This window comes from Streptomyces sp. NPDC041135, from assembly GCF_055592085.1.
Window position 1 is genome coordinate 66577 of record NZ_JBVIYZ010000014.1, and the last position, 24161, is coordinate 90737.

Below are 24161 nucleotides of genomic sequence, written 5' to 3' on the forward strand. Positions count from 1 at the left end.
CCGCTGCGGGGGGAAGTACCTGAGCGATCTTTTACGACGGGGGAATCGCGTCAGGCACTGCGGGGGGTGGCCGAGATGGTCCTTACGTCCGGGACGTCCGGCTCTGCCAGCCGGTGGTCCCGTTGGTCCAGGTTCACAAAGATCATTCCGTACCGGACGGCGCACCGTACCGGCTGTGGCGCGCCTCGCGGCTTGCGCAGGCACCGGTAGGCCCGCACGTCCTCGTCCTCGTCCCGGGTGACGACGACCGGCTCGCCGAAGACGGTCACCATGAGCGAGTCACCGCTGTGGGGGATGGCGGTGACCAGGTCGATGAAGTGCCAGCCCGAGCGATAGGCGGTGGCCATCTCGCGCCGGAAGGACCGGTCGTCAGGTGGAGTGGTCACATCAGCTCCCCACTCCAGCTGTCGCGGAAGATGCCTCACCACTACTCACCGTGGCGCCGGTGTTCACCGCCACCGTCGGCCACTGGGTATTCGCTCGCTCGTCGCCCTTCGCGCCGGACAGACCATTCAGCGCCCCGAGGGCCACCACGGCGGAGAAGGCGGCGACAAGTACCGAGCGAAGCAGTTTGTTACCCATAGTCGGCTTCGTCCTCACTTGAAGGTCCCCTTTTCCCCCGTCAGGTACGACGATGGCTCATTCGGGCACGTGGTGGCCACACAATCAGTGCATCATGTTCCTGCATGTTCAGGAGCCTGGGGGGTGGAGATTTGGCAACGAATCGGTCGGAAGCGGGACATCCCCACGCGGTCACCGACTGGTGCGAGGAAGGCAGTCGCCTTTACGCCATCGCCCTGCGCACCGGACGCGTGGCCCGCGCGGACACCGCGGCCGCCCCCTGCCTGATGGAGTTCGCCCTGCTCCACCCGGACCCGGACGATCCGACCTGGCTGCGGCCGGTGCCGCCGGCGGTCGCCCTGGCCCAGCGGCTGAACCCGATAGAGCAGGAGATCACCGAACGACGGCGGATGTCGATCGAACTCGCCCACATCTTCGAGCCGTTCATGGCACTCAGCGCCGAGGGCGGCGCCTCCAGCGATTCCATCACGGTCCTGGAGGGCGGCGAGCGCATCAACGCGGCCCTCAACCTGGCCACGGCCCAGTGCCAGTCCCAGCTGATGACCGTTCAGCCGACCGACCGTATCTCGGAAAGCAGCCTGCTGCGCAGCCTGGAGCGGGACCGCCCGCTGATCGAACGTGGTGTGAAGGTCCGCAGCCTCTATCAGCACACGGCCCGCTACAACCCGGAGAAGCTGGCCTACGTGGCCCAGCTCTCCAACGGCAAGGTCGAGTACCGGACCATCGACGAGCTGGTGGAGCGCCTGATCATCTGCGACGGGACGGTCGCCTTCATCCCGGCCCGCGAGGACCAGCAGGTCGCCCTGGAACTGCGGCACCCGGGGATCGTCCGGTATCTGGCCAAGGTCTTCGAGTACCTGTGGGACCGGGCCGTCCCGATGGGCGCCGGCGGCCCGTACGAGCCCGCCTCGGACGGCATCACCGAGATCCAGCACTCCATCGCCAAGCTCCTGGTGGAGGGGCACGTCGACGAGGCCATCGCCCGCCGGCTGGGCATGAACGTCCGCACCTGCCGCGCCCACATCGCCAAGCTGGCCCAGGTCCTGGGCAGCGGCAGCCGCGCCCAGCTCGGCTACCTCATCGCCCGCTCCGGCATCCTGAACCAGGACACCTCCTCCTCGGACGGCGAAACGGCCCCGTGACCCGCTCGACCCCATGACCCCTTCGGGGCGTTGCCGGTGACCCCTTCGGGCGGTCCAGCGGGGCCGTACGCACCCGCCCGTCCGCCCCCGCCCGTGCGTCAGCGCACCGTCCGGGGCCCCTGCCCGGGGATGCCGAGCGCGGCGGACGCCGGGGGCGCGGCGGGTCCGGCCGCCTCGGCGGGGCCGGCGGTGCGCGCCGGCCCGTCCAGGCCCACCTGGGCGATCCGCACGCCCAGTTGGGTCCGGCTCGCCGCCCCGAGCGTCTCCGACAGGCGGGCGATGTGCGCGCGGCAGGTGCGCACGCTGATGCCGAGGCGCTCGGCGATCACCGCGTCCTGGTGCCCCTCCGCGAGCAGCGCGGCGATGGACTGCTCCCGGTGCGAGATGCCCTCGATGCCGGTGTCGGGCAGTGACGCGGTCAGCGGGATGGCCAGGCGCCACAGCCGCTCGAACACCGTCACAAGATATTCGACCAGCGCCGGGTGGCGCAGTTCGAGCGCCATCGTGCGCTCGGAGTTGGCGGGCACGAAGGCGACCGTGCGGTCGAAGAGGATCAGCCGGTCGATGACCTCGTCCAGCGTGCGGGCCTCGACCGTGCCGCCCATCAGCTCCAGGTAGTTGAGCAGCCCCTGCCCGTGCCGGGCCACGTGCGTGTAGAGGTCGCGCATGCGCACGCCCCGGCCGCGCAGCGCCAGCGCCCGGTGCAGACCCTCGGTCAGCTCGGCCTCGCGCCGGATGCCGCCGGGCTGCACGGTCAGCACCTCGGTGGTGCACGCCTCCGTGGCCTCGTCCATCGCGGCCTGGATGCGGGAGAGCCCGTCCAGGACGCGGATCGCCGTGCCCTCGCCGGGGGCGGACAGCGCCTGGAGCTGGCGGCCGAGACCGGCGTACCACTCGAAGGCCGCGACGGCCGAACCCACCCTGCGCTGGCTCTCCCTGACCTCGTCGTGGACGCCGCGCAGCAGCCGGGTCATGACCTCCTGCGGGGAGGTCGGCACCAGCCAGTCCATGTCGTCCGGGTCAGGGTGCAGCAGCGCCAGTTCCAGCAGGCAGGGCACCGGCTCGGCGTCCGTGCGCGGCACCCGCCCCCGGCGCACGGCCCGGGAGTACACGCGGTCCCCGGCCGCGCACAGTCGGTCGGCACCGTGTGGATGTTCTGTGGCCCCGTGCCCGGCCATCGCCCATTCCACCCCCCGGTCTGCTGCCACATCCGCAGCGCAACTATGCGCGGCCCCGACCCTGTCCGCAACACGGCTCTCCACGGCGGGGCCGTCGTAAACGCCGGGCCCGGCCCGCCGCCGTCCCGTCTCCACCGGGCCGCGAGCGCCCTTCCCGGCCGCGGGCACGGCCTGCCGTGAGCGCCCCCTGCCGGGCTCCCGGGCCCGTCCCACCCGCGCGGGTGACCTCCCGGGGGCGTGCCCTTGACGGCGCGACAGGGGCCGCGCAGACGGGCGCGGGGACGGGCGGGCGGCGGGGCCGTCCCGGGTCGCCGCCTCCGCGGCCGCGGGCGGGCTACTTGACGCCGGCCGCCGCGCAGGCCGCCTTGTACTTGGCGGTGCAGATGTCCGACACGCTGTAGATGCCGTCGGCGACGACCGTGTCCTCGATCTTGCTCTTGGTCAGCGCGCTGACCGCGACCAGCTGGGCGGGGATGTCCTTCTTGGTGGGGCTGTCGACCTTGTCCTGGGTCAGGGCGTCGAACTGGATGTCCTTGCCCTGGATCTTGGCGACGGCCATCTGCGCGGCGGCCTCGGCCTCGTCGGGGTAGGACTTGTAGACGCTCATGTACTGCTCGCCCAGCAGGATGCGCTGCACGGCCGCCAGTTCGGCGTCCTGCCCGGTGATCGGCGGCAGATGGGAGACGCCGGCCGCCTTGAGGGCGGCGATGACACCGCCGGCCATGCCGTCGTTGGCGGAGTAGACGCCGGCGATGTTGTCCTTGCCGATCTCGTTGATCGCCCTGGCCATGCTCTCCTGGGCGATCTCCGGCTTCCAGTCCTTGGTGTCGTAGCTCTTCGCGATGGTCACCTTGCCGTTCAGCTCGGACAGCGCGCCCTGCTTGAACTGCTTGGCGTTGGGGTCGGTGAGCGAGCCGTTCACCATGACGATCTTGTCTGAGGTGTCGGCGTCCGAGCCGAGCGCCTCCAGCAGCGAGCGGCCCTGCACCTCGCCGACGAGTTCGTTGTCGAAGGAAATGTAGGCGTCGATCGGGCCCTCGGCGAGCCGGTCGTAGGCGATGACCGGGATGCCCGCGTCCTCGGCCTTCTTCACGCCGCTCGCGATGGCGTGCGAGTCGACCGCGTCGAGCAGGATGACGTCGACGTGGTCGTCGATCATCGTCTGGAGCTGGTCGGCCTGGCGCCCGGCGTCCGCGTCCGCGTTGGAGTAGGCGACCTTGCCCCGCTTGTGGGTCAGCTCGGCGACCTTGCTCTTGATGATGGGGTAGTCGAACTTGTCGTACCGCGTGTTCGCCTTCTCCGGCAGCAGCAGGCCCACGGTGATGTCGTCACCCTTGGTCGGGCCGGCGCTCGCACCGTCGCTCGCCGCGTCGAACACGCCGCAGCCGGCGAGCGAAAGGGTCATGGCGGAGGCAGCCACGGATATGGCGATACGACGCATTCGGGGGCTCACTTCAGGTGCGATCCGGACGTGGGCGCTGCTTTACGACCCAGGTGTCTGAAAAGCCAACGCGGACGGCCCACCCGGCGTCAAGCGGAACTACTTAACGAGTGCGCAACACCACGCTCCGCTGCACCTGTGAAGGAAGAGCGGAACCGTCTCAACACACCCTTTACGGACCCTCCTTCCAAACGGAGCCTCATGGCTCGGTAAAGATCCGGACAACGGGCTCCATCCCCCGCGAGTCGCGATCCCGGGCAGCCGCCGGCCGCTGCGCCGGTCCGAGCACAGGACCGAACGAACCCGGCCAGAAGCGCGACGACGAAGGGGCCCGGATTCCGGGCCCCTTCGTCGTCGTGCGTGGGTCAGTCCGCCGAGGGCTGCCGCTTCGGCCGCCACACGACCAGCGCGCTGCTCTGCTGGACCTCCTGGTAGGGCACCAGGTCGCGGCGGTAGGAGGCGTGGACGGCGGCCTCGCGCTGCTGCATCGCGGCCGCCGCGCCCTCCAGGGCGGCCTGCAGCTCCGCCACCCGGGACTGCAGGGCGGCCACCTGGTTCTCCAGTTCGATGATGCGCTTGATGCCGGCCAGGTTGACGCCCTCGTCCTGCGACAACTGCTGCACCTGGCGCAGCAGTTCGATGTCGCGGGCCGAGTAGCGGCGGCCCCGGCCGGCGGTGCGGTCGGGGGAGACCAGGCCCAGGCGGTCGTACTGGCGCAGCGTCTGCGGGTGGAGCCCGGAGAGCTGGGCCGCCACCGAAATGACGTAGACCGGGGTCTCCTCGGTCAGTTCATACGGGTTGCGTCGACGGCCGTCCATCACTCTCAAGCTCCCTTCGCGGCCTCGAACAGCTCCGCCCGCGGGTCCTCGTCCGCGGTCGCCTCGTGGTACGCCAGCAGCGCGTCACGAGCCTTCCCCGACAGGTCCCTGGGGACACTCACCTCGACGGTGACCAGCAGATCGCCCCGGGTGCCGTCCTTGCGGACCGCGCCCTTGCCCCGGGCGCGCATGGTGCGGCCGTTGGGCGTGCCCGGCGGCAGCTTCAGCGTGACCGGGGGGCCGCCGAGGGTGGGCACCCGGACCTCTCCGCCGAGGGCCGCCTCGGTGAAGGTCACCGGGACGGTGACGGTGAGGTTGTCGTCCTTGCGGCCGAACACCGGGTGGTCGCCGACGTGCACGGCCACGTACAGGTCGCCCGCCGGTCCGCCCCGCTCGCCGGGCGCGCCCTTGCCGCGCAGCCGGATGCGCTGGCCGTCGGTCACCCCGGCGGGGATGCGGACCTGCATGGTCCGCGACGACTTGGCGCGTCCGCTGCCCTTGCACTCCATGCAGGGGTGCTCGGCGATCAGGCCGCGGCCCTTGCAGTCGGGGCAGGGGTCGGTCAGCGAGAAGCCGCCGCCCGAACCCCGGGCCACCTGGCCGGTGCCGACGCAGGTCGGGCACACGCGCGGCGTGCCGTTCTTGTCGCCGGTGCCGGAACAGGCCTTGCACGGGGCCTGGGAGGACATCCGCAGCGGCACAGTGGCGCCCTCGATGGCCTCGGTGAAGCTGAGCGTGACCTCGGACTCGATGTCCTGGCCGCGCCGCGGCTGGGTACGGGTGCCGCCGGCACCGCCGGCCCCGCCGCGGTTGAACAGGCCGCCGAAGACGTCACCGATGCCGCCGCCGAAGCTGCCCCCGCTCTGGGCGCCGCCTCCGAAGAGGTCGCCCAGGTCGAAGTTGAAGGAGCCGCCGGCACCGGGCCCGGGCCGGAACCCGCCGTTGCCGAACAGCGCGCGCGCCTCGTCGTACTCCTTGCGCTTCTTGGGGTCGCCGAGGATGTCGTTGGCCTCGGAGATCTCCTTGAAGCGCTCCTCCGCCTTGGCGTTGCCCTTGTTGGCGTCCGGGTGGAACTCGCGGGCCAGCTTGCGGTAGGCCTTCTTGATCTCGGCCTCGGTGGCGTCCTTGGGGACGCCGAGGACCTTGTAGTAGTCCTTCTCGATGAAGTCCTTGGTGCTCATCCCCGACGTCCCTCCTTCCTCGTCAGCTCCGCGGGCCGTCCCACCGGTATGACATCAGCCCTCGTCCGGGCCACCGCTCTCCTTGTCGTCGGCCGCCTCCGTCGCCTCGTCGCCCTTGCCGCCCTGCGCTCCGGGCTGCGGCTCGGCGACGGCCACCCGCGCGGGGCGGATGGTGCGTTCGCCGATGCGGTACCCGGGCTGCAGGATCGCCACGCACGTCGTCTCCGTGACGTCCGGCGCGTAGCTGTGCATCAGGGCCTCGTGGATCGTCGGGTCGAAGGGCTCGCCCTCCTTGCCGAACTGCTGCAGGCCCATCTTGGCCGCGACGGTCTCCAGCGACTCGGCCACCGACTTGAAGCCGCCGACCAGTTCGCCGTGCTCGCGGGCCCGGCCGATGTCGTCGAGCACGGGCAGCAGCTCGGTCAGGAGGTTCGCGATGGCGATCTCCTTGACCGCGACGCGGTCGCGCTCGACGCGGCGGCGGTAGTTCTGGTACTCGGCCTGGAGCCGCTGGAGGTCCGCCGTGCGCTCACCGAGCGCCGTGCGCACCTGGTCCAGCTGGGCGACCAGACCGGCGTCCTGTGCTGTTGCGTCCCCGGCCGGGGCCGCCCCCTCCTCCGTGGAGGGGGAGGCGGCCTTCGGCTCGGCGTCGTCGGGGGTGGCGCCGGAGGGGACGTCGGGCTTCTCCTCGAAGCCCGGGGTCTCCTCCGTCACGCGGCACCGTCCTTGCGCTCGTCGTCCACGATCTCGGCGTCCACGACGTCGTCGTCGGCCTTGGCCTCACCCGCGCCGGCGGACGCGCCATCGGCGGCCTGCGCACCCTGGGCGTCGGCGTACATGGCCTGGCCCAGCTTCTGCGAGACGGCGGCGACCTTCTCCGTCGCGGAGCGGATCTCGGCGGTGTCCTCGCCCTTGAGGGCTTCCTTCAGCTCGCCGATCGCGCCCTCGACCTCGGTCTTGATCTCGCCCGGGACCTTGTCCTCGTTGTCCTTGAGGAACTTCTCGGTCTGGTAGACGAGCTGCTCGCCCTGGTTGCGGGTCTCGGCGGCCTCGCGGCGCTTGTGGTCCTCCTCCGCGTAGCGCTCGGCCTCCTCACGCATGCGGTCGACCTCGTCCTTCGGCAGCGAGGAGCCGCCGGTGACGGTCATCTTCTGCTCCTTGCCCGTGCCGAGGTCCTTCGCGGTCACGTGCATGATGCCGTTGGCGTCGATGTCGAAGGCGACCTCGATCTGCGGGACACCGCGCGGGGCCGGCGGCAGACCGGTCAGCTCGAACATCCCGAGCTTCTTGTTGTACGCCGCGATCTCGCGCTCGCCCTGGTAGACCTGGATCTGCACGGAGGGCTGGTTGTCCTCGGCCGTCGTGAAGATCTCGGACCGCTTGGTCGGGATCGTGGTGTTGCGCTCGATGAGCTTGGTCATGATCCCTCCCTTGGTCTCGATACCGAGGGACAGCGGGGTGACGTCGAGCAGCAGGACGTCCTTGACCTCGCCCTTGAGGACACCGGCCTGGAGCGCGGCGCCGATGGCGACGACCTCGTCCGGGTTGACGCCCTTGTTGGCCTCGTTGCCGCCGGTCAGCTCCTTGACGAGCTCCGCGACGGCGGGCATGCGGGTGGATCCGCCGACGAGGACGACGTGGTCGATCTCGGACAGCTGGATGCCGGCGTCCTTGATGACGTTGTGGAACGGCGTCTTGCAGCGCTCCAGCAGGTCGGCCGTCAGCTGCTGGAACTGGGCGCGGGTGAGCTTCTCGTCCAGGTGCAGCGGGCCCTCGGCGGACGCCGTGATGTAGGGCAGGTTGATCGAGGTCTCGGTGGACGAGGACAGCTCGATCTTGGCCTTCTCGGCGGCCTCGCGGAGGCGCTGGAGGGCCATCTTGTCCTTGGCCAGGTCCACGCCGTGGCCGGACTTGAACTGCTGGACCAGGTAGTCGACGACGCGCTGGTCCCAGTCGTCACCACCGAGGTGGTTGTCACCGTTGGTGGCCTTCACCTCGACGACGCCGTCGCCGATCTCCAGCAGGGACACGTCGAAGGTGCCGCCGCCGAGGTCGAAGACGAGGATCGTCTGGTCGTCCTTGTCGAGGCCGTAGGCGAGCGCGGCCGCGGTGGGCTCGTTGACGATGCGCAGGACGTTGAGGCCCGCGATCTCACCGGCCTCCTTGGTGGCCTGGCGCTCGGAGTCGTTGAAGTAGGCGGGAACGGTGATGACCGCGTCGGTCACCTTCTCGCCCAGGTAGGCCTCGGCGTCCCGCTTGAGCTTCTGCAGGATGAACGCGGAGATCTGCTGGGGGTTGAAGTCCTTCCCGTCCAGCTGGATCTTCCAGTCGGTGCCCATGTGGCGCTTCACCGAGCGGATGGTCCGGTCCACGTTCGTGACCGCCTGGCGCTTGGCGACCTCGCCGACCAGCACCTCGCCGTTCTTGGCGAAGGCGACGACGGACGGCGTGGTCCTGGCACCCTCGGCGTTGGTGATGACGGTGGGCTCGCCGCCCTCCAGAACGCTGACGACGGAGTTAGTCGTGCCCAGGTCGATGCCGACCGCACGTGCCATGGTGATTTCCTCCAGCTGACTTGAGTGGAACAGACTCAAGTGTGCATGAGGTCCGGCCCTCGGTCAACAGACCTGAGTCGATCGGGCTCAAGTCTTATCCGTTCCTTACGCGCAAGTGCGTGTCGGACCGCTCGCCCATCTGCCGCCTGACCTGCGTGTTCACCGGTGCGCCGAGCTGTGTGGCCGGGGGCCGCCGCGCCCCGTAGACCGGCACTCGAAGGAGCACCAGCACCACCAGCAGCACCGCGCCGGCCACCCACAGCACGGCCCCCTCGCCCGTCCATCCGGTGTGCACGAGCACCCCGACGAGTGCCCCCGAGAAGGCACCCGCACCCAGCAGCACCACACCGCCCTGCGGGGTGAGCCCGATCCGGCGCAGCCGGTGCGCCAGGTGGTCGGGCGCCCCGCGCAGCAGCGCCCGCCGCGCCAGCCGCCGCGAGAGGGCCACCAGCACGGCGTCGGCGCTGGCCACCACGGTCAGGCAGAACAGCACCCCCGCGCCGGCGCCCAGGTCGTAGCCGGCGCGCACGAAGACCCCGGCCGAGGCGAGCAGGAACCCGGTGAACAGTGAGCCGCACGCGCCGAGGCCCACGCGCGCGGGATGCCAGTTGTGCATCAGGAACCCGGTGAGGGCGGCCGCGAACACGCTCAGCAGCACGGCCAGCCCGTCCATCACCTCGGCGGCCGCCACGGCCCCCACGGCGAAGGCGGTGACCACCCCGACCGTGCCGGCCAGCCCGTCGGCGTGGTCGAGCCCCTTGAAGGCGAGCGCGACGAACACGATCCAGCCGACCGCCAGGACGCCGCCCGGGACACCGGTCTCCTGGTACGGCACGACCCAGGCCGCCGCCACGGCCGTACCGGCGACCAGTACCCGCGCGCGCAGCCGCCACACGTCGGCCACCAGGCCCAGCAGGGCGAGCCCGGCGCCCGCGACGAGCAGTCGCCCGATGCCTTCACCCAGCCGGGCGACCCGGCTGGCGTCCCCGACCCAGGCGACCAGGCAGGTGACGGTCACCACGGCGACGCCCCCGAGCACCGGCACCGGCCGCTGCCGCCGGCGGTCCAGGATCCCGGCCCGCAGTCCGGGCACCCGGAGCAGCGCCGCGAGCACGGCGGTGAGGAGCAGGGCGGCGGTTGCTGCTGCGATCCCGTAGAGCACGGCTCTAAGTTAGGGGCGAATGCACCAATTCGGTATGAATAACACGATCGGATTGCCTGTTGGTTTGATCGCTCCCCCTCAGCGACCCAGATCACTCAGTGCCTGACTACAGTGCGAGAACGGATACGGGTAGTCTCGAACGGACTGCATAAGTTACCGCTTAGTAATCTCTCCCGCGCAGGCCCGAGGAGCCCCCATGCAACTCGCCGCGATCATCGTGTCGCTGGTCCTGACCGTGGTCGGCGTTGCACTGCTCGCACGCGCCATCGGCCAGTTCGTCCGGTACTTCAAGCTCGGCCAGCCGGTCCCCGCCGGCCGCCGCACCGACAACCCCTACCAGCGCAGCGTCACGCTGGTGAAGGAGTTCCTCGGGCACACCCGGATGAACCGCTGGGGCATCGTCGGCGTGGCCCACTGGTTCGTCGCCGTGGGCTTCCTGACCCTGCCGCCCACGCTCGCCCAGGCCTTCGGACAGCTGTTCGAGGCCGACTGGATGCTGCCGTGGCTCGGCGACTTCCTGCCGTTCGAGCTGTACATCGAGTTCATCGGGGTGATGACGACCCTCGGCATCGCCGTGCTGATCGTCATCCGCCTGCTGAGCCTGCCGTCGCGCCCGGGCCGCAAGTCCCGCTTCGCCGGCTCCAAGGCCGGCCAGGCCTACTTCGTCGAGTACGTCATCCTCACCATCGGCCTGGCGATCTACGTCCTGCGCGGACTCGAGGGCGCCCTGCACCACGTCGGCGGCTACGAGGCCGCGTACTTCGCGTCGTACCCGCTGGTCCTCGCCTTCAAGGGCCTGAGCGTCGCCACGCTGCAGAACCTGGTCTACCTGGTCGCCATGATCAAGATCGGGACCTCGTTCGTCTGGATGATCGTGGTCTCGCTCAACACCAACATGGGCGTCGCCTGGCACCGCTTCCTGGCCTTCCCCAACATCTGGTTCAAGCGGGAGAGCAGCGGCGCCACCGCGCTGGGCGCCCTCCAGCCGATGACCTCCGGCGGCAGGCCGATCGACTTCGAGGACCCGGGCGACGACGACGTCTTCGGCGTCTCCCAGGTCGAGCAGTTCTCCTGGAAGGGCCTGCTCGACTTCTCCACCTGCACCGAGTGCGGCCGCTGCCAGTCGCAGTGCCCCGCCTGGAGCACCGGCAAGCCGCTCTCCCCGAAGCTGCTGATCATGTCGCTGCGCGACCACGCGCACGCCAAGGCGCCCTACCTGCTCGCCGGCGGCGGCAAGACGGTGGAGGGCGAGGAGAAGGCGTCCGAGGAGCAGCTGAAGGACGTCCCGGCGTCCGCGCTCGCCGAGGCCGAGCGGCCGCTGATCGGCACCGCCGAGGAGAACGGCGTCATCGACCCGGACGTCCTGTGGTCCTGCACCACCTGCGGCGCCTGCGTCGAGCAGTGCCCGGTGGACATCGAGCACGTCGACCACATCGTCGACATGCGCCGCTACCAGGTCATGATCGAGAGCGCGTTCCCCTCCGAGGCGGGCACGATGCTCAAGAACCTGGAGAAGAAGGGCAACCCCTGGGGCCTGGCCAAGAAGCAGCGGCTGGAGTGGACCAAGGAGGTCGACTTCGAGGTCCCGGTCGTCGGCAAGGACATCGAGGACCTCACCGAGGTCGAGTACCTCTACTGGGTCGGCTGCGCCGGCGCCCTGGAGGACCGCGCCAAGAAGACCACCAAGGCCTTCGCCGAGCTGCTGCACATCGCGGGCGTGAAGTTCGCGATCATGGGCGGCGACGAGAAGTGCACCGGTGACTCCGCACGCCGCCTGGGCAACGAGCCGCTGTTCCAGGAACTCGGCATGGAGAACGTCATGGCCCTGAACTCGGCGTTCGGCGAGGAGCTGGACGACGAGGGCAAGGTCACGGCGGAGTCCCGGAAGCCGAGGTCCGCGAAGAAGATCGTCGCCACCTGCCCGCACTGCCTCAACACCATCGGCAACGAGTACCCGCAGCTCGGCGGCGACTACGAGGTCATCCACCACACCCAGCTCCTCCAGCACCTGGTGGACGAGGGCAAGCTGGTCCCGGTGACCCCGGTCGAGGGCATCATCACCTACCACGACCCCTGCTACCTGGGCCGCCACAACAAGATCTACACGCCCCCGCGCGAGATCATCGGCAAGGTCCCGGGCCTGCGCAACGAGGAGATGCACCGCCACAAGGAGCGGGGCTTCTGCTGCGGCGCCGGCGGCGCGCGGATGTGGATGGAGGAGCGGATCGGCAAGCGCATCAACAACGAGCGCGTCGACGAGGCCCTCTCCCTCAACCCGGACATCGTCTCCACCGCCTGCCCGTTCTGCCTGGTCATGCTGACCGACTCGGTCAACGGCAAGAAGAACGACGGCAAGGCCAAGGAGTCCATCCAGGTCGTGGACGTCGCCCAGCTGCTGCTGGACTCCGTCAGGACCCCGGTCCCGGACGACGAGCCCCCCGCGGGCACGGCCGACTCCGAGAACGCCCCGGAGCCGGAGCCGGTGAAGTAACCGCCCCGCACCACCGCGTACGGCGGCGCCCCCTGACCGTGTCGGTCAGGGGGCGCCGCCGTTCCGTACGACCCCGGGTACGACCCTGGGGCGCCTACGCGCCCTTCGGCGCCGCCTGCTGGACCACCTCGAAGGACCACAGCGACGAGCCGGAGGCCGCCGGCCTCGGACGCCCGCCCTCGCCGCCGCCCTCGCCGCCGCGCTCGCCGCCGCCCTGGTGCGCGGCCTTCATCGGCCCCTCCATCCACGCCTGGAAGGCCTCCTCGTCCCGCCAGCGGGTGTACACGAGGTACTGGTCGGTGCCCTCGACGGGCCGCAGCAGCTCGAACCACTCGAACCCGTCGGAGTTCTCCACCGCGTGGGCCCGCGAGGCGAACCGCTTCTCCAGCGTCTCCCGCTGCTCGGCGGGCACGGTCAGCACATTGATCTTCACTACGCTCATGAGCCCATCCTGGCCCAGCCGCCCGGTCCGTGCGCACCGGGTGCCCCGCATTCCCGCTCCCGGTCCTCCCGTACGGGAACCCCTAGGGGATGTCACAGCTCAGCCGCAAAGCCGCCCCGGGACCGCCCGCCCCGGCACGCCGCTCTCCGGGACCGGGTACGTTCGATGACGTGGCTGGATTCAGGAACGGACGCGGCGGCCGGGACGACCGTGCCCCGCACGCGCGACCGCAACACCCCCCGCACGGACAGCAGCAGGCGCCGCAGGGACCGTCGTACGGCTATCCCTCGGCGCCGCAGCCGTACCCGCAGCAGCAACCGCCGTACCGCGGCGGCGCGGCCCCCTGGCAGCAGGCGGGCGGCGGCTACCCGGGCGGACAGAGCGGTCAGGGCGGTCAGGGCGGCGACGGGCCGGAGTACTTCGGCGACGGCGAGGGCGACGGATACGGCGGCCGGCCGGGCCAGGGCACCCCGGACCCGTACGCGGCCAACAACCCGGGCCACACCCAGGCGTTCTCCATCGACGAGAGCGACTACACCCAGGGCGCGACCTACCACGCCGGTGCGGCCGCCGCACCGGGCCCGGTCGGCCCGCCCCTGCACTGGAAGGAACTGCTGCGGGGCATCGTCCTCTCCCCCGACCAGACCTTCCTGCGGATGCGGGACTACACGATGTGGGGCCCGGCCCTCGTCGTCACCTTCCTCTACGGCCTGCTCGCCGTCTTCGGCTTCGACGGCGCCCGCGAGGACGCCATCACCGCCACCCTCTCCAACGCGGTCCCGATCGTCCTGACGACGGCCGTGGCGATGGTGCTCAGCGCCTTCGTCCTGGGCGTGGTCACCCACACCCTGGCCCGCCAGCTCGGCGGCGACGGCGCCTGGCAGCCCACGGTCGGCCTCTCCATGCTGATCATGTCGCTCACGGACACGCCCCGCCTGGTCTTCGCCATGTTCGCCGGCGGCAACGCGACCTTCGTCCAGCTCCTCGGCTGGGTCACCTGGGTCGCCGCGGGCTTCCTGCTCACCCGCATGGTCGCCCGCTCCCACGACCTGCCCTGGCCGAAGGCGCTGGGCGCGTCGGCGATCCAGCTGATCGCCCTGCTGTCGATCGTGAAGCTGGGCACGTTCTGACCACCTGGGCGGCGCCCCGCCCGCGCTGAGCCGCACGACGACGAAGGACCCCCGGCAGCCGATCCGCCGGGGGTCCTTCATCTTGCGCTGCCGGGCCGCTCGTGCCGCCGGGGCCGTCGTCAGGCGTCGAGCACCTGCCCGTCCCGCCGCACCACGGGCGGTTCGGCGCTCGGGCTGGCTTGACTCGATGATGGTAGTAGCCTGAGTCCTGCTCAGAGGCAGGGGAGGCCCGATCTTGGCACGCAGGGTGGGGATTTACACCCGTATTTCGCGGGACGACGAAGGCGACGCCCTCGGTGTCGCCCGGCAGCAACAGGACTGCGAGCGTCTGGCGGACCTGCGGTCGTGGCAGGCCGTAAAGGTCTACGAGGACAACGACGTGTCCGCGTTCAAGCGCGCTGTCGTGCGCCAAGAGTTCGAGCTGATGTTGAAGGACCTGCGCGCTGGACTGATCGACGGCATCATGGCGTACGACCTTGACCGGCTGGCTCGACAGCCGAAGGACCTGGAACGCCTCATCGAAATCTTCGACGAGCGCCCGCGGCTGGAGTTCGCCACGGTCACGAACGACATCAACCTAGGGTCGCCCGACGGCCGCACCATGGCACGCATCATGGTCGCCTTCGCCAACAAGTCGTCGCACGACGCCTCGCGCCGCAGCAGGCGGAAGCACTTGGAGTTGGCCCAGCAAGGCAAGGACAGTGGCGGACCGGCGCCGTACGGGTGGCGGAAGGATGACCGCGCCGAGGTCGACCCGGAAGCAGCCAAGGCCATCCGCGATGCTCAGCGCCAGATCCTGGCCGGTGTCCGCATCGGCACCATCCGCACGAGCTGGCAGGAGCAGGGCTTGGGGAACCCCCGAGAGGGGACCAAACGCATGGCCCACCACCACGTCGAGCACATCCTGACCAACCCCAGGCTGGTCGGTTACCGGACCTACCACGGCGAGATCCTTTACGGCGAGGACGGCCACCCGGTCACGGGCGAGTGGGAACCGATCAACACTCTCGAAGAGTGGGAAGCGGTGTGCGCGGCGGTCGCCGAGCGGAAGCAGAAGCACCCAGGGAAGTCCCTTGCCCGCAAGTACCTGCTGTCTGGGGTTGCACGCTGCGGGCTGTGCAAGACCAAGATCCGCGGCCAGATCAACCAGCGCTGGAAGCCAGAATCCAAGGCGGCGAGGTTCAGCTACCAGTGCTCGGTGGTGAACGGGGGCTGCGGCAAGGTCGGCCGCAGTGGAGAGCCCGTCGACCGGCTGATAGCTCAACTCGTGTTGGAGGAGCAGCGCGCACGAGCCTCCGTGACAGGGATACCTGTCGAACAGCGATGGTCTAGAGAGGCCGAGTTGGAGCAGGTCAACGAGGACATTGCCCAACTGGTCGAGGCCGAGCGTACAAGGCAGATCACCGTGACCACCCTTTTGCAGCTCTTGCCGGCCAAGGAGCGGTTGCGCGACGAACTGAAGTTGGAGCGAGCCCGCTTTTACAAGGAGCAACGGCAGGCGGAGGCCAAGGGCGATACAACGAAGCTGTCTGTTGACGAGTTCTTCGGGCTACCGATCGAGCGGCAACAGGAGCTCGTGTTGCACAGCCTCTCGGCCGTGATCATTCATCCGGCAGGGCGGGGACGCCGCATCTTTGATCCGACCTTGATCGAGCCCGTCTGGCACTGATGATCAGGCTCGTCCGTACAAGACGAGCGCACGCGGGTCGTGCGGCTGCGGCGCGAGCACCGTATCGGCCCGCTGCGGCCGGCCGCGCGCACCGGCGTCACCGCCTCCACCGCCCACCGCATCCTGCGCCGGCACGGCCTGCCCGTCCCGGCCGCCGTCGACCGGGCCACCGGCGAACCCATCCGCCGATACGAGCGTGCACGGCCCGGCGAACTGATCCACATCGACGTCAAGAAGCTGGGGCGGATTCCCGACGGCGGCGGGCACCGCACCCAGGGCCGCGCCGAAGGCCGACGCAACCGGACCGGGACCGGCTACGCCTACCTGCACACCGCCCTGGACGACCACACCCGCCTCGCCTACACCGAAGACCTCCCCGACGAGACCGCCCCAACCTGCGCCGCCTTTCTCACCCGCGCCACTGCCTGGTTCGCACAGCAAGGCATCACCGTCGAGCGGGTTCTGACCGACAACGCTCGGGCCTACACCAAGAACACCTGGCGTGACACCTGCCTCGACCTGGGGATCAGCCCCCGCTGGACCAGGCCCTGGCGGCCGCAGACGAACGGCAAGGTCGAACGCTTCCACCGCACCCTGCTCGACGAATGGGCCTACATGCGGCCCTACATCTCGGACAGCGAACGTCAGGCAGCGTTTCCCGATCGGCTGAACTGGTACAACTACCACCGACCCCACACCGGCATCAGCGGCCAACCACCGGCCAGCCGCGTCACCAACCTGTCCGGACACACACCTAGGCCATGAACCTATAGTCGGGATGTGCACGCGTGCACAAGGCGAGCTCATCACTCGCTCGAAGAGACGCTCTCAGCGCCAAAAGCTGGCTCTGCGCAAAGGAGCCCGGTCCTGGTTGCAGCCAGGATCCGGGCCCCTGCGTGGAGTCGTTAAGCGGGTCCGGCCGACTATCTAACGGCCGGGCTCGCTTTGCTTTACCCTGCCTTCGTCCGGCACACCGCTAAACGTTGACGCTAGCGCGCCAGCTGCTCCACACAGCCTGCGAGCGCCGTGATCGCCGTGAGGATCGCCATCAAGATCTCGACCTTTGCGGGGCGAGGCCTCCGATCGCGGTCCGGCTCTTCCGGCTTTCGCAGATCTGCCATGTCACACTTCCAGTCCGGTCGTGCCAACCCCCGGTTACAGGGGTCTTCGGCTCTTAGGTCCGAAGCTCGGGATGGACCGGAAGTGGACGGCAGAAGCATATCGGTCGGTGCTGACGCTCTGAGGCTTGATCCACGGCGCCCGACCGACACTTGGGACGTTTCAGTGGGCATTTCGCACACTTCACATGACACTCCCACGCCGGCCTTGACAGAGGCGACCTACAGGGCCTCTCTGTTCGGCTTGGCCACTCCTCCCGACCTATGTACTGGAGGCAAGACGCTCCACGGGAAGTTGATCCAGGCGTCGGTACGCTTCCAGACGTACTCGCACTTCACGAGCGAGTGGGGCTTCTCGTAGATCACGGCCGAGCGCACCTCGGCGACGGCGTCGAGGCAGAAGTCCCGCACCAGCTTGAGCGTCTTGCCGGTGTCGGCGACGTCGTCGGTGATCAGGACCTTCTTCTCGGAGAAGTCGATCGCGTTGGGCACGGGAGCGAGCATGAACGGCATCGGCAGGGTGGTCCCGACGCCGGTGTAGAACTCCACGTTCACCAGGTGGATGTTCTTGCAGTCCAGGGCGTAGGCGAGCCCGCCGGCGACGAACACCCCGCCGCGCGCGATGCTCAGGACGACGTCGGGTTCGTACCCGTCGTCGGCGATGCTCTGCGCCAGCTCCCGCACGGCGGCGCCGAACCCCTCGTAGGTGAGGTTCTCCCGTACGTCCTCGGTGCCGCTCACGCCGCTCACACCTGCGTCCGGTGGAAGTTGAGGAAGGACCGGGAGGCGGTCGGTCCCCGCTGCCCCTGGTACCGGGAGCCGTAGCGCTCGCTGCCGTAGGGGAACTCGGCCGGCGAGCTGAGCCGGAACATGCACAGCTGCCCGATCTTCATACCGGGCCACAGCTTGATCGGGAGCGTGGCGAGGTTGGACAGCTCCAGGGTCACGTGCCCGGAGAAGCCGGGGTCGATGAACCCGGCGGTGGAGTGGGTGACGAGCCCGAGCCGGCCGAGGGAGGACTTCCCCTCCAGGCGCGAGGCGAGATCGTCGGGCAACGTGATGACCTCGTACGTCGAGGCGAGCACGAACTCCCCGGGGTGCAGGATGAACGGCTCGTCCCCCTCGGGCTCGACCGTCCGCGTGAGGTCGGCCTGCTCGATCGAGGGGTCGATGTGCGGGTACCGGTGATTCTCGAACACCCGGAAGTAACGGTCCAGCCGCACATCGATGCTCGAGGGCTGCACCATGGACTCGTCGTAGGGATCGATCCGCACACGCCCGGCGGCGATCTCGGCCCGGATGTCTTTGTCAGAGAGAAGCACGTCCCGAGGATACGCAAGGCGCGCGGAGCCGTGACACCCGCGACGGCCCCGCGCGCCTCCGTACCCTGCGTGACGTTGCGCCTGCCCTGCCTGCCGAGGGTGCGGTTACCGCGCTTCCAGAGCCACCGGTACGACGCCCAGCACGGGCGCGGCCGCCGACGTGGGCCCGGGCGCGGGCGCGGGTGCCGGGACGGCCACCGGAACCGGCACCACGCTGCGGAGCCGGGCGCACCGCGGGCACCTCAGCAGCCGGCCGGGGCCGAGCCGCTGGGCCTGCTGCATCGGGAACGAAGCGGTGCTGAAGATGTGCCCATCGGCACAACGGACGACGGTGTGTTCCATCAAGTCCCTTTAGTCCCTTCCCCAAGAGCCGCGTCAGGCTGCTGCTCGCCCGACGCCAAAAGCCACATTACGGGATCAAAGAGACGACTCGACAGGCGGCACCCCGGGCCCGCCCGGACCCTCCCCCACGCCTCACACCGTACGCCTCAACTCGGTTCCCCGGCAGCGCGATCCCATGCCTGAGACACAATCAGGCCCCGGGGGCTCGGGCGCCCGGGGCCTGCGATGAGGTACAGTGAGCGAGCGTTCGGCCACCGGTTTCACCGGGGTCCGTCCGTCTTACGCGGGTGTAGTTTAATGGTAGAACATCAGCTTCCCAAGCTGAGAGCGCGAGTTCGATTCTCGTCACCCGCTCCATGATGAAGGCCCAGGTCAGAGACCTGGGCCTTTTTGCTGTACGAGGCGATCAGCGCTCGCGTGCCGAATCCGTGCCAGAGGGCTCGGCGGTTACTTTCTCGTTCTCGGCTGCCTGGAACAGAGCCCGGGCCATGGCATCGAGGCCCGCATCAGGGGGAGTTGGTGCTGCCGGCGCACCCATGGCCCGTTCCCTCAGCCCCAGGAGGCGGTCAGGCAGGTCCGTGCCGTAGGTGGCGGGAGGCGGCGAGGCAGGAGGACAGCCATGTCGCCTCCTCGCGGGTGATGATCAAGCCGGCGGCAGTGATCATCCCGTCCATCGGGCCGTCGAGCCGACTCGAGTGGTCGCCGACGAGGATCTCCAGTCCGCGTCGCTGTGCGAGAGCCGTGCGGTCCTCTCGCCCCGACGCTGGGCGAACACGAGATCTCCCCGTGCTCGTTCATGACGCGGCGACCAGCGGTGGACCTACACCTCCGCGGGCGCCGGCAACCAGAAGTGGACGTTCAGCGGCGCCGGCACGACCTCGTCCTGATCGGCCCTGGCCTGATGTCCCCGGCACGGGTGGCCGCCCAGCCCCGTGCCGAGGACCGCGGACGCCCGCGGCTTCCGGCTCCCGGCGTGACTCCCCCGCAGGTCAGCTCCTGCGCGTCGTCCGGTGTCCGCTCGGGTCGGAGACCACCGCTCGGGTCATCACCGCGTCGACGCCGTACAGGGTGTCGGTCGTGATGTCCCGGGCCGGGTCGTGCGTGATGTAGGAGCGGGAGCCGAGGTAGGTGAGGGTGTGCCTGTCGAAGATCCAGACGTCGCGGGTCGCGGAGCCGCTGTCCTCGCGGGTGATGCCGATGCCGTGGCGGCCGGCGGCGTCGACGGCGTCGGGGAGCTGGGTGACGCCGGGGATGCGTTCGACGGCCCGGTAGAGGGCGGAGGCGGTCTCGGGCGGCATGACGGTCGCGCCGAGCAGGTCGCCCACGGTCCCGAAGACGGCCTGGTCCTTGGAGTCGCCGGACTCCACCTCGGTCTGGGCGTAGAGCAGCCGGAGCAGGGCGTCGGGGTCGGTGGGCAGCGAGGCCAGCCAGGTGTAGGTGGGGCGGTGGATGCCCGCGGGGACGGGCTCGGAGGACTCGATGGGCAGCCGCTCGCCGGGCATGACGGCGTCCTTGCCGGTCTCCCGCATCCAGCCGGACCGGGTGACGGGGCGGGAGGTCTGCGCGGACCACACCTCGCGCTTGTGCCGGGCGCCGAGCCGCACGGGGCCGTTGAAGTCGCCGGTGTTCTCGCGCACCAGGCTCTCGACGTAGACGAACTGGCCGTCCTTCACCGGCGTCGCGTCGGTCCTCATCGCGGCGGCGGCGATGCGGTCCAGGGTGACGGAGGCGTTGTTCGCCGGGGCGGACGTGGTGCCGGACCCGGCAGCCGGGGCGTCGCCGTGGCCGCCGCCGGAGAAGGTGACGACGAGCGCCCCGGCCAGGGCCAGCGACGCGGCGGGCACCAGCAGGGCCGGGCGCGGGAGCCGGCGGCGGCGCGGTGCCGGGGCCGCGGGAGCGGAGGTCCCGGTGGTGGAGGGGGCCTGGTCGTGGTCGATCTGTCGCATCAGGGTTTCCTTGTGACGGAGGTGCCGGCCCGGCGGGAGGTCCCATTCGGCCGAGGCCAGCAGTTCCTCCGCCTCGCTCCGGGCGGAGCCGGCGCGGGGGGTGTGCTCGGCGTTCATCGGGTTTCCTCCTGCAGGAACAGGGCCGCGAACGCGGCCTCACTCTCCATCTCTCCGCGGGACCCCTGGGGTTCCCTCTTCTCCCGCCCGGACCGCCCGGACCGCCCGGAGCTGAGCCGGGCCAGCCGCGCGCGGGCGCGCGAGAGCCGCGACCGTACGGTGCCGACCGGGATGCCCAGCGCCTCGGCGGCCTGCTGGTAGTCCAGCCCGGACGCCACGCACAGGGTGAACACCTCGCGGTCCTGGCGGCGCAGCCGGCCCAGGGCCTCGTGGACCTGGGCGAGGCGGCGGGCGTCGTCGATCCGGCCGGCCGTCTCCTCCGCGAAGTCCTCGACGGGGCGGGGTTCGGGGCTGCGCGCCAGGAAGGCGAGCCGCCGGCGCAGACCGCGGTTGGCGTTGTGCGCCTTGTGCGTCGCGATGCCCAGCAGCCACGGCCGCAGCGAGCCGCCCTCCGGCTCCACCGCCTCCCGGGTGCGCCAGGCGGCGAGGAAGGTCTCGGACATGACCTCCTCCGCCTCCGCCCAGTTCCCGGTCAGCCGCAGGGCGTGGTTGTAGACGGCCCGCGCGTGCTGGTCGTACATCTCGGCGAACGCCGCACGGTCACCCGCCCGGATGCGCGCCCTCGACGACTGCGCCAGTTCCGCATGCGCTGGTTCTGTATGGCTCACACTCTGTACTCTCCGCGGCCCGCACCCGGTTCCTGTGGCGCGCACCACACCGCTCGGCGGCCGGTGCGGGACGGCCGCGGGGAAGATCGAGGCCATCATCCCGGAAGAGAATTTTGTGATCTTCCGACCGGGGCATTTGGCTCCCTTGACCCGTGCCACGAGAAACCCGCAGGTCACAGGCGCGTGAATCGAGCGTCGGCCGGATCGGCGAGCGCGCGGCGCCCGAAGGCGACGTGCCGCCGCCAGGACTGTGCCGGTGACCACAGCGGACTGCGCCCACCTAGGCGCATACTGTGGTTGATGACTAAGCCTGTAGCACCTAAGCGGCACTTGCCTACCAGCCCCTTCAAAGCGCCGGTCGCACCGCCCCGCAAGCACTTCGCCGTGGGCGACCAGGTCACTCACGACGTATACGGCCTCGGCCGGGTGATCGGCGTGGAGGACGACATCGCGGCGCTCGTGGACTTCGGTTCCGCCCAGATGCGGATCCTGAGCCCGTACACCAAGATGACCAAGCTGTAGGACCGCTGCGCGCGGCCACGGCACCCAAGGGCCCCTTTCCGGGACCTGTGACGAAAGAGGGCCTCTCATCGAACCCACATCGCTGTTCTCCGCTCCGGAGGGGCAGTTCCGCTTTTCCGCCGCGGCATCGCCGACCCCGGCGACGAACCCCTTCCAGGCTCCGGACTTCGGGGACGACGACACCTGGCCGCTCGAGGACGCGCAGGAACCCGCCGCGTCCGGCACGCGTGCGGCGCGGCCCGAGGCCGCTTAGCCGTACGGCGTCGGCCACCGGACACACGGTGGCCGTCCTACCCATGGCCGGGTACGGACCCAGGTGGGTACGGGCCCATGTCGGGTACGGGCCCATGGCCGGTACAGGGCTGTCGCAGGGCTGTCGCCAGGTCGCCCCCATGGCTGGGCATGCCCCCATGGCCGGGTACGGCGTCACGTCCGGGTACGCTCCCGGGCCGGGTACGTCGGCTTCCTGACCGCCGTCGCGTGGGTGTGTACGACCCCACGCGTGCGGTCGTGACGAGGCCGGCACCGTCACACGGTCACACCGTCACCACGCCGGCCGCATACCGGCACAAAAGTCGCGGCGCCCCCCACCCGTTGGCATATTGCGGCCATGATCGCCCACAGCCACCGCAGTCCCCCGCGCGCGACCCTCCTCCTCACCGCCCTCACCCTCCTCGCCGGCACCGGCATGGCCGCCTGCGGGGCCGGTGGCCGTCCCGCGCCCGGGAGCGGCCGCACCCGCGCCCCGGGACACGCCGCCCCCTCCGGCACCGCGCCGGGGTCCGACGTGCCGTCGCCCGGTGCCCCGGGCATCGGGGACCCGTTGCTGCCGCTGGACGGGAACGGCGGGTACACGGTCCGGCGTTACGAACTCGCCTTCGACTGGCGGGCGCCCGGGACGCCGTTCGAGGCCGCGGTGACCGTACGGGCGACCGCCACCCAGGCGCTGTCCCGCTTCGACCTCGACTTCGCGGGCAACGCGCTGCACACGGTCACCGTCGGCGGTGCCCCGGCGGCCGCCCGGCGCGAGGGCGACGAGCTGGTCGTCACTCCGGCCAAGCCGGTGCCGAAGGGCGGCGCCTTCACCGTGCGGGTCGCCTACACCGCCGACCCCACGCGGCAGCGTCACCGCGGGGACGCCATCCGCACCTACGGCTGGGTGCCGACGCCCGACGGCGTCATGACCTACCCGCAGCCCGACGGCGCCAAGATGATCTTTCCGGCGGACGACCACCCCAGCCTGCGCGCGCCGGTCACCTTCCGCATCACCACTCCGCCCGGTGTCAGCGCGGTGGCCAACGGCCGGCTCGTCGAGCGGCTCGCGCGGCCCGGCGGGCGGGTGCGGTGGACGTACGACTCCGAGGAGCCGCTCGCCGCGCAGCTGGTGCAGATCGCGATCGGCAGGTTCGCGTTCGTGGACGGCACCGGACCGCACGGGCTGCCCCTGCGGGACGCGGTGCCGGACGGTCTCGTCGACGCCACCGAGGAGTACCGCTCGCGCACCCCCGATCACCTGGCCTGGCTGGAGGAGCGGCTCGGCCCGTATCCGTTCCGCCGGTACGGCGTGCTGGTCGGCGACACCGACCTGCCGGTGGCGCTGGAGACGCAGTCGCTGTCGGCGGTGCCGAGGGAGGACCTGCTGGGGGATCAGGTCGGCGCCGAGCGGAACCTGGTGCACGAGCTGGCCCATCACTGGACGGGGGACAGTGTGGCCGTCCGGCGCTGGTCGGACCTGTGGCTGAGTGAGGGTCACGCCCGGTTCTACGAGCGGCTGTACTCCGCCGCGCACGGCGGCGCCGACCTGGAGGAGGCGATGCGGGCGGCGTACGAGCAGCACGACCAGTGGCGGCACGACGACGGGGCCCCGGCCGAGCCCACCGAGGCGACGCTGTTCCGCAACATCCGCTACGACGGCTCGGCGCTGGTGCTGTACGCCCTGCGGGAGGAGGTCGGCGAGGAGACGTTCGGGCGGATCGAACGATCCTGGGTGACGCGGTACCGGGGCCGGGCGGCCGGCACCCGGGACTTCGTCGCGCTGGCGTCCGAGGTCGCCGGACGGGACCTGACGGCCTTTCTGCGTCCCTGGCTGTACGGGCCGCTGACCCCGCCGATGCCCGGCCACCCCGACTGGCGGAGCGACCCCGTCGAGGAGTGAGCCGGGACGTGGGCCGAGGGGCGGGCGCCGGCGCGCGGGGTGCCGCCGCGGCTGCCGCCGACCGGGTGGCTCTGCCGGACGACTGGTCCACGCCAGTGACGCTCGGCGCGACGTGGCGCCGCGGACACGGAAGCGTACGAGGTGGCGTGCGGAGCGGCTTCGCGCCGGGCGCGACAAGCG

The 24161-nt window shown here is 70.5% G+C and carries 20 protein-coding genes, 1 tRNA gene and 1 pseudogene; 8 read left to right on the forward strand and 14 right to left on the reverse strand.

All coding sequences use genetic code 11. The features are described 5' to 3' along the window. Positions 1 to 50 precede the first annotated feature (50 nt). Both ACZ6CZ_RS27195 and ACZ6CZ_RS27200 read right to left on the reverse strand, forming a co-directional pair. Positions 51 to 347, reverse strand: coding sequence for a (2Fe-2S)-binding protein (locus ACZ6CZ_RS27195; RefSeq protein WP_351317863.1), 297 nt, complete (start codon positions 345 to 347; stop codon positions 51 to 53). A 40-nt stretch (positions 348 to 387) separates the two neighbouring features. Next, a complete protein-coding gene (locus tag ACZ6CZ_RS27200; RefSeq protein ID WP_469026305.1) occupies positions 388 to 570 on the reverse strand; it encodes a hypothetical protein in 183 nt (60 codons plus the stop codon). A gap of 116 nt (positions 571 to 686) precedes the next feature. On the opposite strand from ACZ6CZ_RS27200, the gene ACZ6CZ_RS27205 reads away from it, so the two are divergent. Next, positions 687 to 1724 (forward strand): helix-turn-helix transcriptional regulator, encoded by a 1038-nt coding sequence (locus ACZ6CZ_RS27205; RefSeq protein ID WP_469026148.1) that lies wholly within the window; start codon positions 687 to 689, stop codon positions 1722 to 1724. A 98-nt stretch (positions 1725 to 1822) separates the two neighbouring features. On the opposite strand, the gene ACZ6CZ_RS27210 is transcribed toward ACZ6CZ_RS27205, so the two are convergent. From ACZ6CZ_RS27210 to ACZ6CZ_RS27240, 7 genes are all read right to left on the reverse strand, one after another. Beyond that, a complete protein-coding gene (locus tag ACZ6CZ_RS27210) occupies positions 1823 to 2902 on the reverse strand; it encodes a helix-turn-helix transcriptional regulator (RefSeq protein WP_469026150.1) in 1080 nt (359 codons plus the stop codon). Between the two features lie 334 nt (positions 2903 to 3236). After that, positions 3237 to 4343 (reverse strand): substrate-binding domain-containing protein, encoded by a 1107-nt coding sequence (locus tag ACZ6CZ_RS27215; RefSeq protein ID WP_469026152.1) that lies wholly within the window; start codon positions 4341 to 4343, stop codon positions 3237 to 3239. Between the two features lie 365 nt (positions 4344 to 4708). Next, positions 4709 to 5161, reverse strand: a complete 453-nt coding sequence (locus ACZ6CZ_RS27220) for a heat shock protein transcriptional repressor HspR (protein ID WP_469026154.1) — start codon at positions 5159 to 5161, stop codon at positions 4709 to 4711. A gap of 5 nt (positions 5162 to 5166) precedes the next feature. Then, complete coding sequence (dnaJ, locus tag ACZ6CZ_RS27225) at positions 5167 to 6342, reverse strand: molecular chaperone DnaJ (RefSeq protein ID WP_469026157.1); 1176 nt, start codon at positions 6340 to 6342, stop codon at positions 5167 to 5169. Between the two features lie 54 nt (positions 6343 to 6396). Further along, positions 6397 to 7056 (reverse strand): nucleotide exchange factor GrpE, encoded by a 660-nt coding sequence (grpE, locus tag ACZ6CZ_RS27230; protein WP_469026159.1) that lies wholly within the window; start codon positions 7054 to 7056, stop codon positions 6397 to 6399. Further along, positions 7053 to 8897, reverse strand: a complete 1845-nt coding sequence (gene dnaK / locus ACZ6CZ_RS27235; protein WP_469026162.1) for a molecular chaperone DnaK — start codon at positions 8895 to 8897, stop codon at positions 7053 to 7055. Before dnaK ends, grpE begins: the two co-directional genes overlap by 4 nt. Before the next feature lie 94 nt (positions 8898 to 8991). Continuing rightward, complete coding sequence (locus ACZ6CZ_RS27240; protein WP_469026164.1) at positions 8992 to 10059, reverse strand: MraY family glycosyltransferase; 1068 nt, start codon at positions 10057 to 10059, stop codon at positions 8992 to 8994. Positions 10060 to 10255: 196 nt separating this feature from the next. On the opposite strand from ACZ6CZ_RS27240, the gene ACZ6CZ_RS27245 reads away from it, so the two are divergent. Continuing rightward, a complete protein-coding gene (locus ACZ6CZ_RS27245; RefSeq protein WP_469026166.1) occupies positions 10256 to 12550 on the forward strand; it encodes a (Fe-S)-binding protein in 2295 nt (764 codons plus the stop codon). 94 nt (positions 12551 to 12644) lie between these two features. Here ACZ6CZ_RS27245 and ACZ6CZ_RS27250 read toward each other — a convergent pair whose 3' ends face one another. Beyond that, positions 12645 to 12992, reverse strand: a complete 348-nt coding sequence (locus ACZ6CZ_RS27250; RefSeq protein ID WP_469026168.1) for an antibiotic biosynthesis monooxygenase family protein — start codon at positions 12990 to 12992, stop codon at positions 12645 to 12647. 89 nt (positions 12993 to 13081) lie between these two features. Between ACZ6CZ_RS27250 and ACZ6CZ_RS27255 the strand changes: the two genes are divergently transcribed. The 3 genes and pseudogenes from ACZ6CZ_RS27255 to ACZ6CZ_RS27265 all read left to right on the forward strand — a co-directional run. Beyond that, entirely contained in the window at positions 13082 to 14122 is a 1041-nt protein-coding gene (locus ACZ6CZ_RS27255) for a Yip1 family protein (RefSeq protein ID WP_469026171.1), read from the forward strand. Positions 14123 to 14357: 235 nt separating this feature from the next. Then, entirely contained in the window at positions 14358 to 15791 is a 1434-nt protein-coding gene (locus ACZ6CZ_RS27260) for a recombinase family protein (protein ID WP_469026173.1), read from the forward strand. A 30-nt stretch (positions 15792 to 15821) separates the two neighbouring features. Further along, a pseudogene (locus ACZ6CZ_RS27265) lies at positions 15822 to 16556 on the forward strand (IS481 family transposase); the annotation flags it as partial. A 575-nt stretch (positions 16557 to 17131) separates the two neighbouring features. Here the strand turns inward: ACZ6CZ_RS27265 and ACZ6CZ_RS27270 are convergent. After that, a complete protein-coding gene (locus ACZ6CZ_RS27270; RefSeq protein WP_469026175.1) occupies positions 17132 to 17650 on the reverse strand; it encodes a phosphoribosyltransferase in 519 nt (172 codons plus the stop codon). A gap of 5 nt (positions 17651 to 17655) precedes the next feature. Beyond that, a complete protein-coding gene (gene dcd, locus ACZ6CZ_RS27275; RefSeq protein WP_469026178.1) occupies positions 17656 to 18231 on the reverse strand; it encodes a dCTP deaminase in 576 nt (191 codons plus the stop codon). Between the two features lie 625 nt (positions 18232 to 18856). Here dcd and ACZ6CZ_RS27280 point away from each other — a divergent pair. Further along, positions 18857 to 18930, forward strand: a tRNA-Gly gene (locus ACZ6CZ_RS27280). A 632-nt stretch (positions 18931 to 19562) separates the two neighbouring features. Here the strand turns inward: ACZ6CZ_RS27280 and ACZ6CZ_RS27285 are convergent. Continuing rightward, positions 19563 to 20636 (reverse strand): CU044_5270 family protein, encoded by a 1074-nt coding sequence (locus ACZ6CZ_RS27285; RefSeq protein ID WP_469026180.1) that lies wholly within the window; start codon positions 20634 to 20636, stop codon positions 19563 to 19565. After that, positions 20633 to 21217, reverse strand: a complete 585-nt coding sequence (locus tag ACZ6CZ_RS27290; RefSeq protein ID WP_469026308.1) for an RNA polymerase sigma factor — start codon at positions 21215 to 21217, stop codon at positions 20633 to 20635. The genes ACZ6CZ_RS27285 and ACZ6CZ_RS27290 overlap by 4 nt, the downstream gene beginning before the upstream one ends. 387 nt (positions 21218 to 21604) lie before the next feature. Here ACZ6CZ_RS27290 and ACZ6CZ_RS27295 point away from each other — a divergent pair, with 387 nt between their 5' ends. After that, complete coding sequence (locus ACZ6CZ_RS27295; RefSeq protein WP_469026182.1) at positions 21605 to 21826, forward strand: hypothetical protein; 222 nt, start codon at positions 21605 to 21607, stop codon at positions 21824 to 21826. A 610-nt stretch (positions 21827 to 22436) separates the two neighbouring features. After that, positions 22437 to 23981 (forward strand): M1 family metallopeptidase, encoded by a 1545-nt coding sequence (locus tag ACZ6CZ_RS27300; RefSeq protein WP_469026185.1) that lies wholly within the window; start codon positions 22437 to 22439, stop codon positions 23979 to 23981. The last annotated feature ends 180 nt before the right edge of the window (positions 23982 to 24161 follow it).

Excerpts from the sequence above, each read along its gene's own strand:
- ACZ6CZ_RS27195 (WP_351317863.1), bottom strand. The coding sequence starts at position 347 with ATGGCCACCGCCTATCGCTCGGGCTGGCACTTCATCGACCTGGTCACC.
- ACZ6CZ_RS27205 (WP_469026148.1), top strand. The coding sequence starts at position 687 with ATGTTCAGGAGCCTGGGGGGTGGAGATTTGGCAACGAATCGGTCGGAA.
- ACZ6CZ_RS27210 (WP_469026150.1), bottom strand. The coding sequence starts at position 2,902 with ATGGCCGGGCACGGGGCCACAGAACATCCACACGGTGCCGACCGACTG.
- ACZ6CZ_RS27215 (WP_469026152.1), bottom strand. The coding sequence starts at position 4,343 with ATGCGTCGTATCGCCATATCCGTGGCTGCCTCCGCCATGACCCTTTCG.
- ACZ6CZ_RS27220 (WP_469026154.1), bottom strand. The coding sequence starts at position 5,161 with ATGGACGGCCGTCGACGCAACCCGTATGAACTGACCGAGGAGACCCCG.
- dnaJ (WP_469026157.1), bottom strand. The coding sequence starts at position 6,342 with ATGAGCACCAAGGACTTCATCGAGAAGGACTACTACAAGGTCCTCGGC.
- dnaK (WP_469026162.1), bottom strand. The coding sequence starts at position 8,897 with ATGGCACGTGCGGTCGGCATCGACCTGGGCACGACTAACTCCGTCGTC.
- ACZ6CZ_RS27245 (WP_469026166.1), top strand. The coding sequence starts at position 10,256 with ATGCAACTCGCCGCGATCATCGTGTCGCTGGTCCTGACCGTGGTCGGC.
- ACZ6CZ_RS27250 (WP_469026168.1), bottom strand. The coding sequence starts at position 12,992 with ATGAGCGTAGTGAAGATCAATGTGCTGACCGTGCCCGCCGAGCAGCGG.
- ACZ6CZ_RS27255 (WP_469026171.1), top strand. The coding sequence starts at position 13,082 with ATGTCACAGCTCAGCCGCAAAGCCGCCCCGGGACCGCCCGCCCCGGCA.
- ACZ6CZ_RS27285 (WP_469026180.1), bottom strand. The coding sequence starts at position 20,636 with ATGAACGCCGAGCACACCCCCCGCGCCGGCTCCGCCCGGAGCGAGGCG.
- ACZ6CZ_RS27290 (WP_469026308.1), bottom strand. The coding sequence starts at position 21,217 with ATGTACGACCAGCACGCGCGGGCCGTCTACAACCACGCCCTGCGGCTG.
- ACZ6CZ_RS27295 (WP_469026182.1), top strand. The coding sequence starts at position 21,605 with ATGACTAAGCCTGTAGCACCTAAGCGGCACTTGCCTACCAGCCCCTTC.
- ACZ6CZ_RS27300 (WP_469026185.1), top strand. The coding sequence starts at position 22,437 with ATGATCGCCCACAGCCACCGCAGTCCCCCGCGCGCGACCCTCCTCCTC.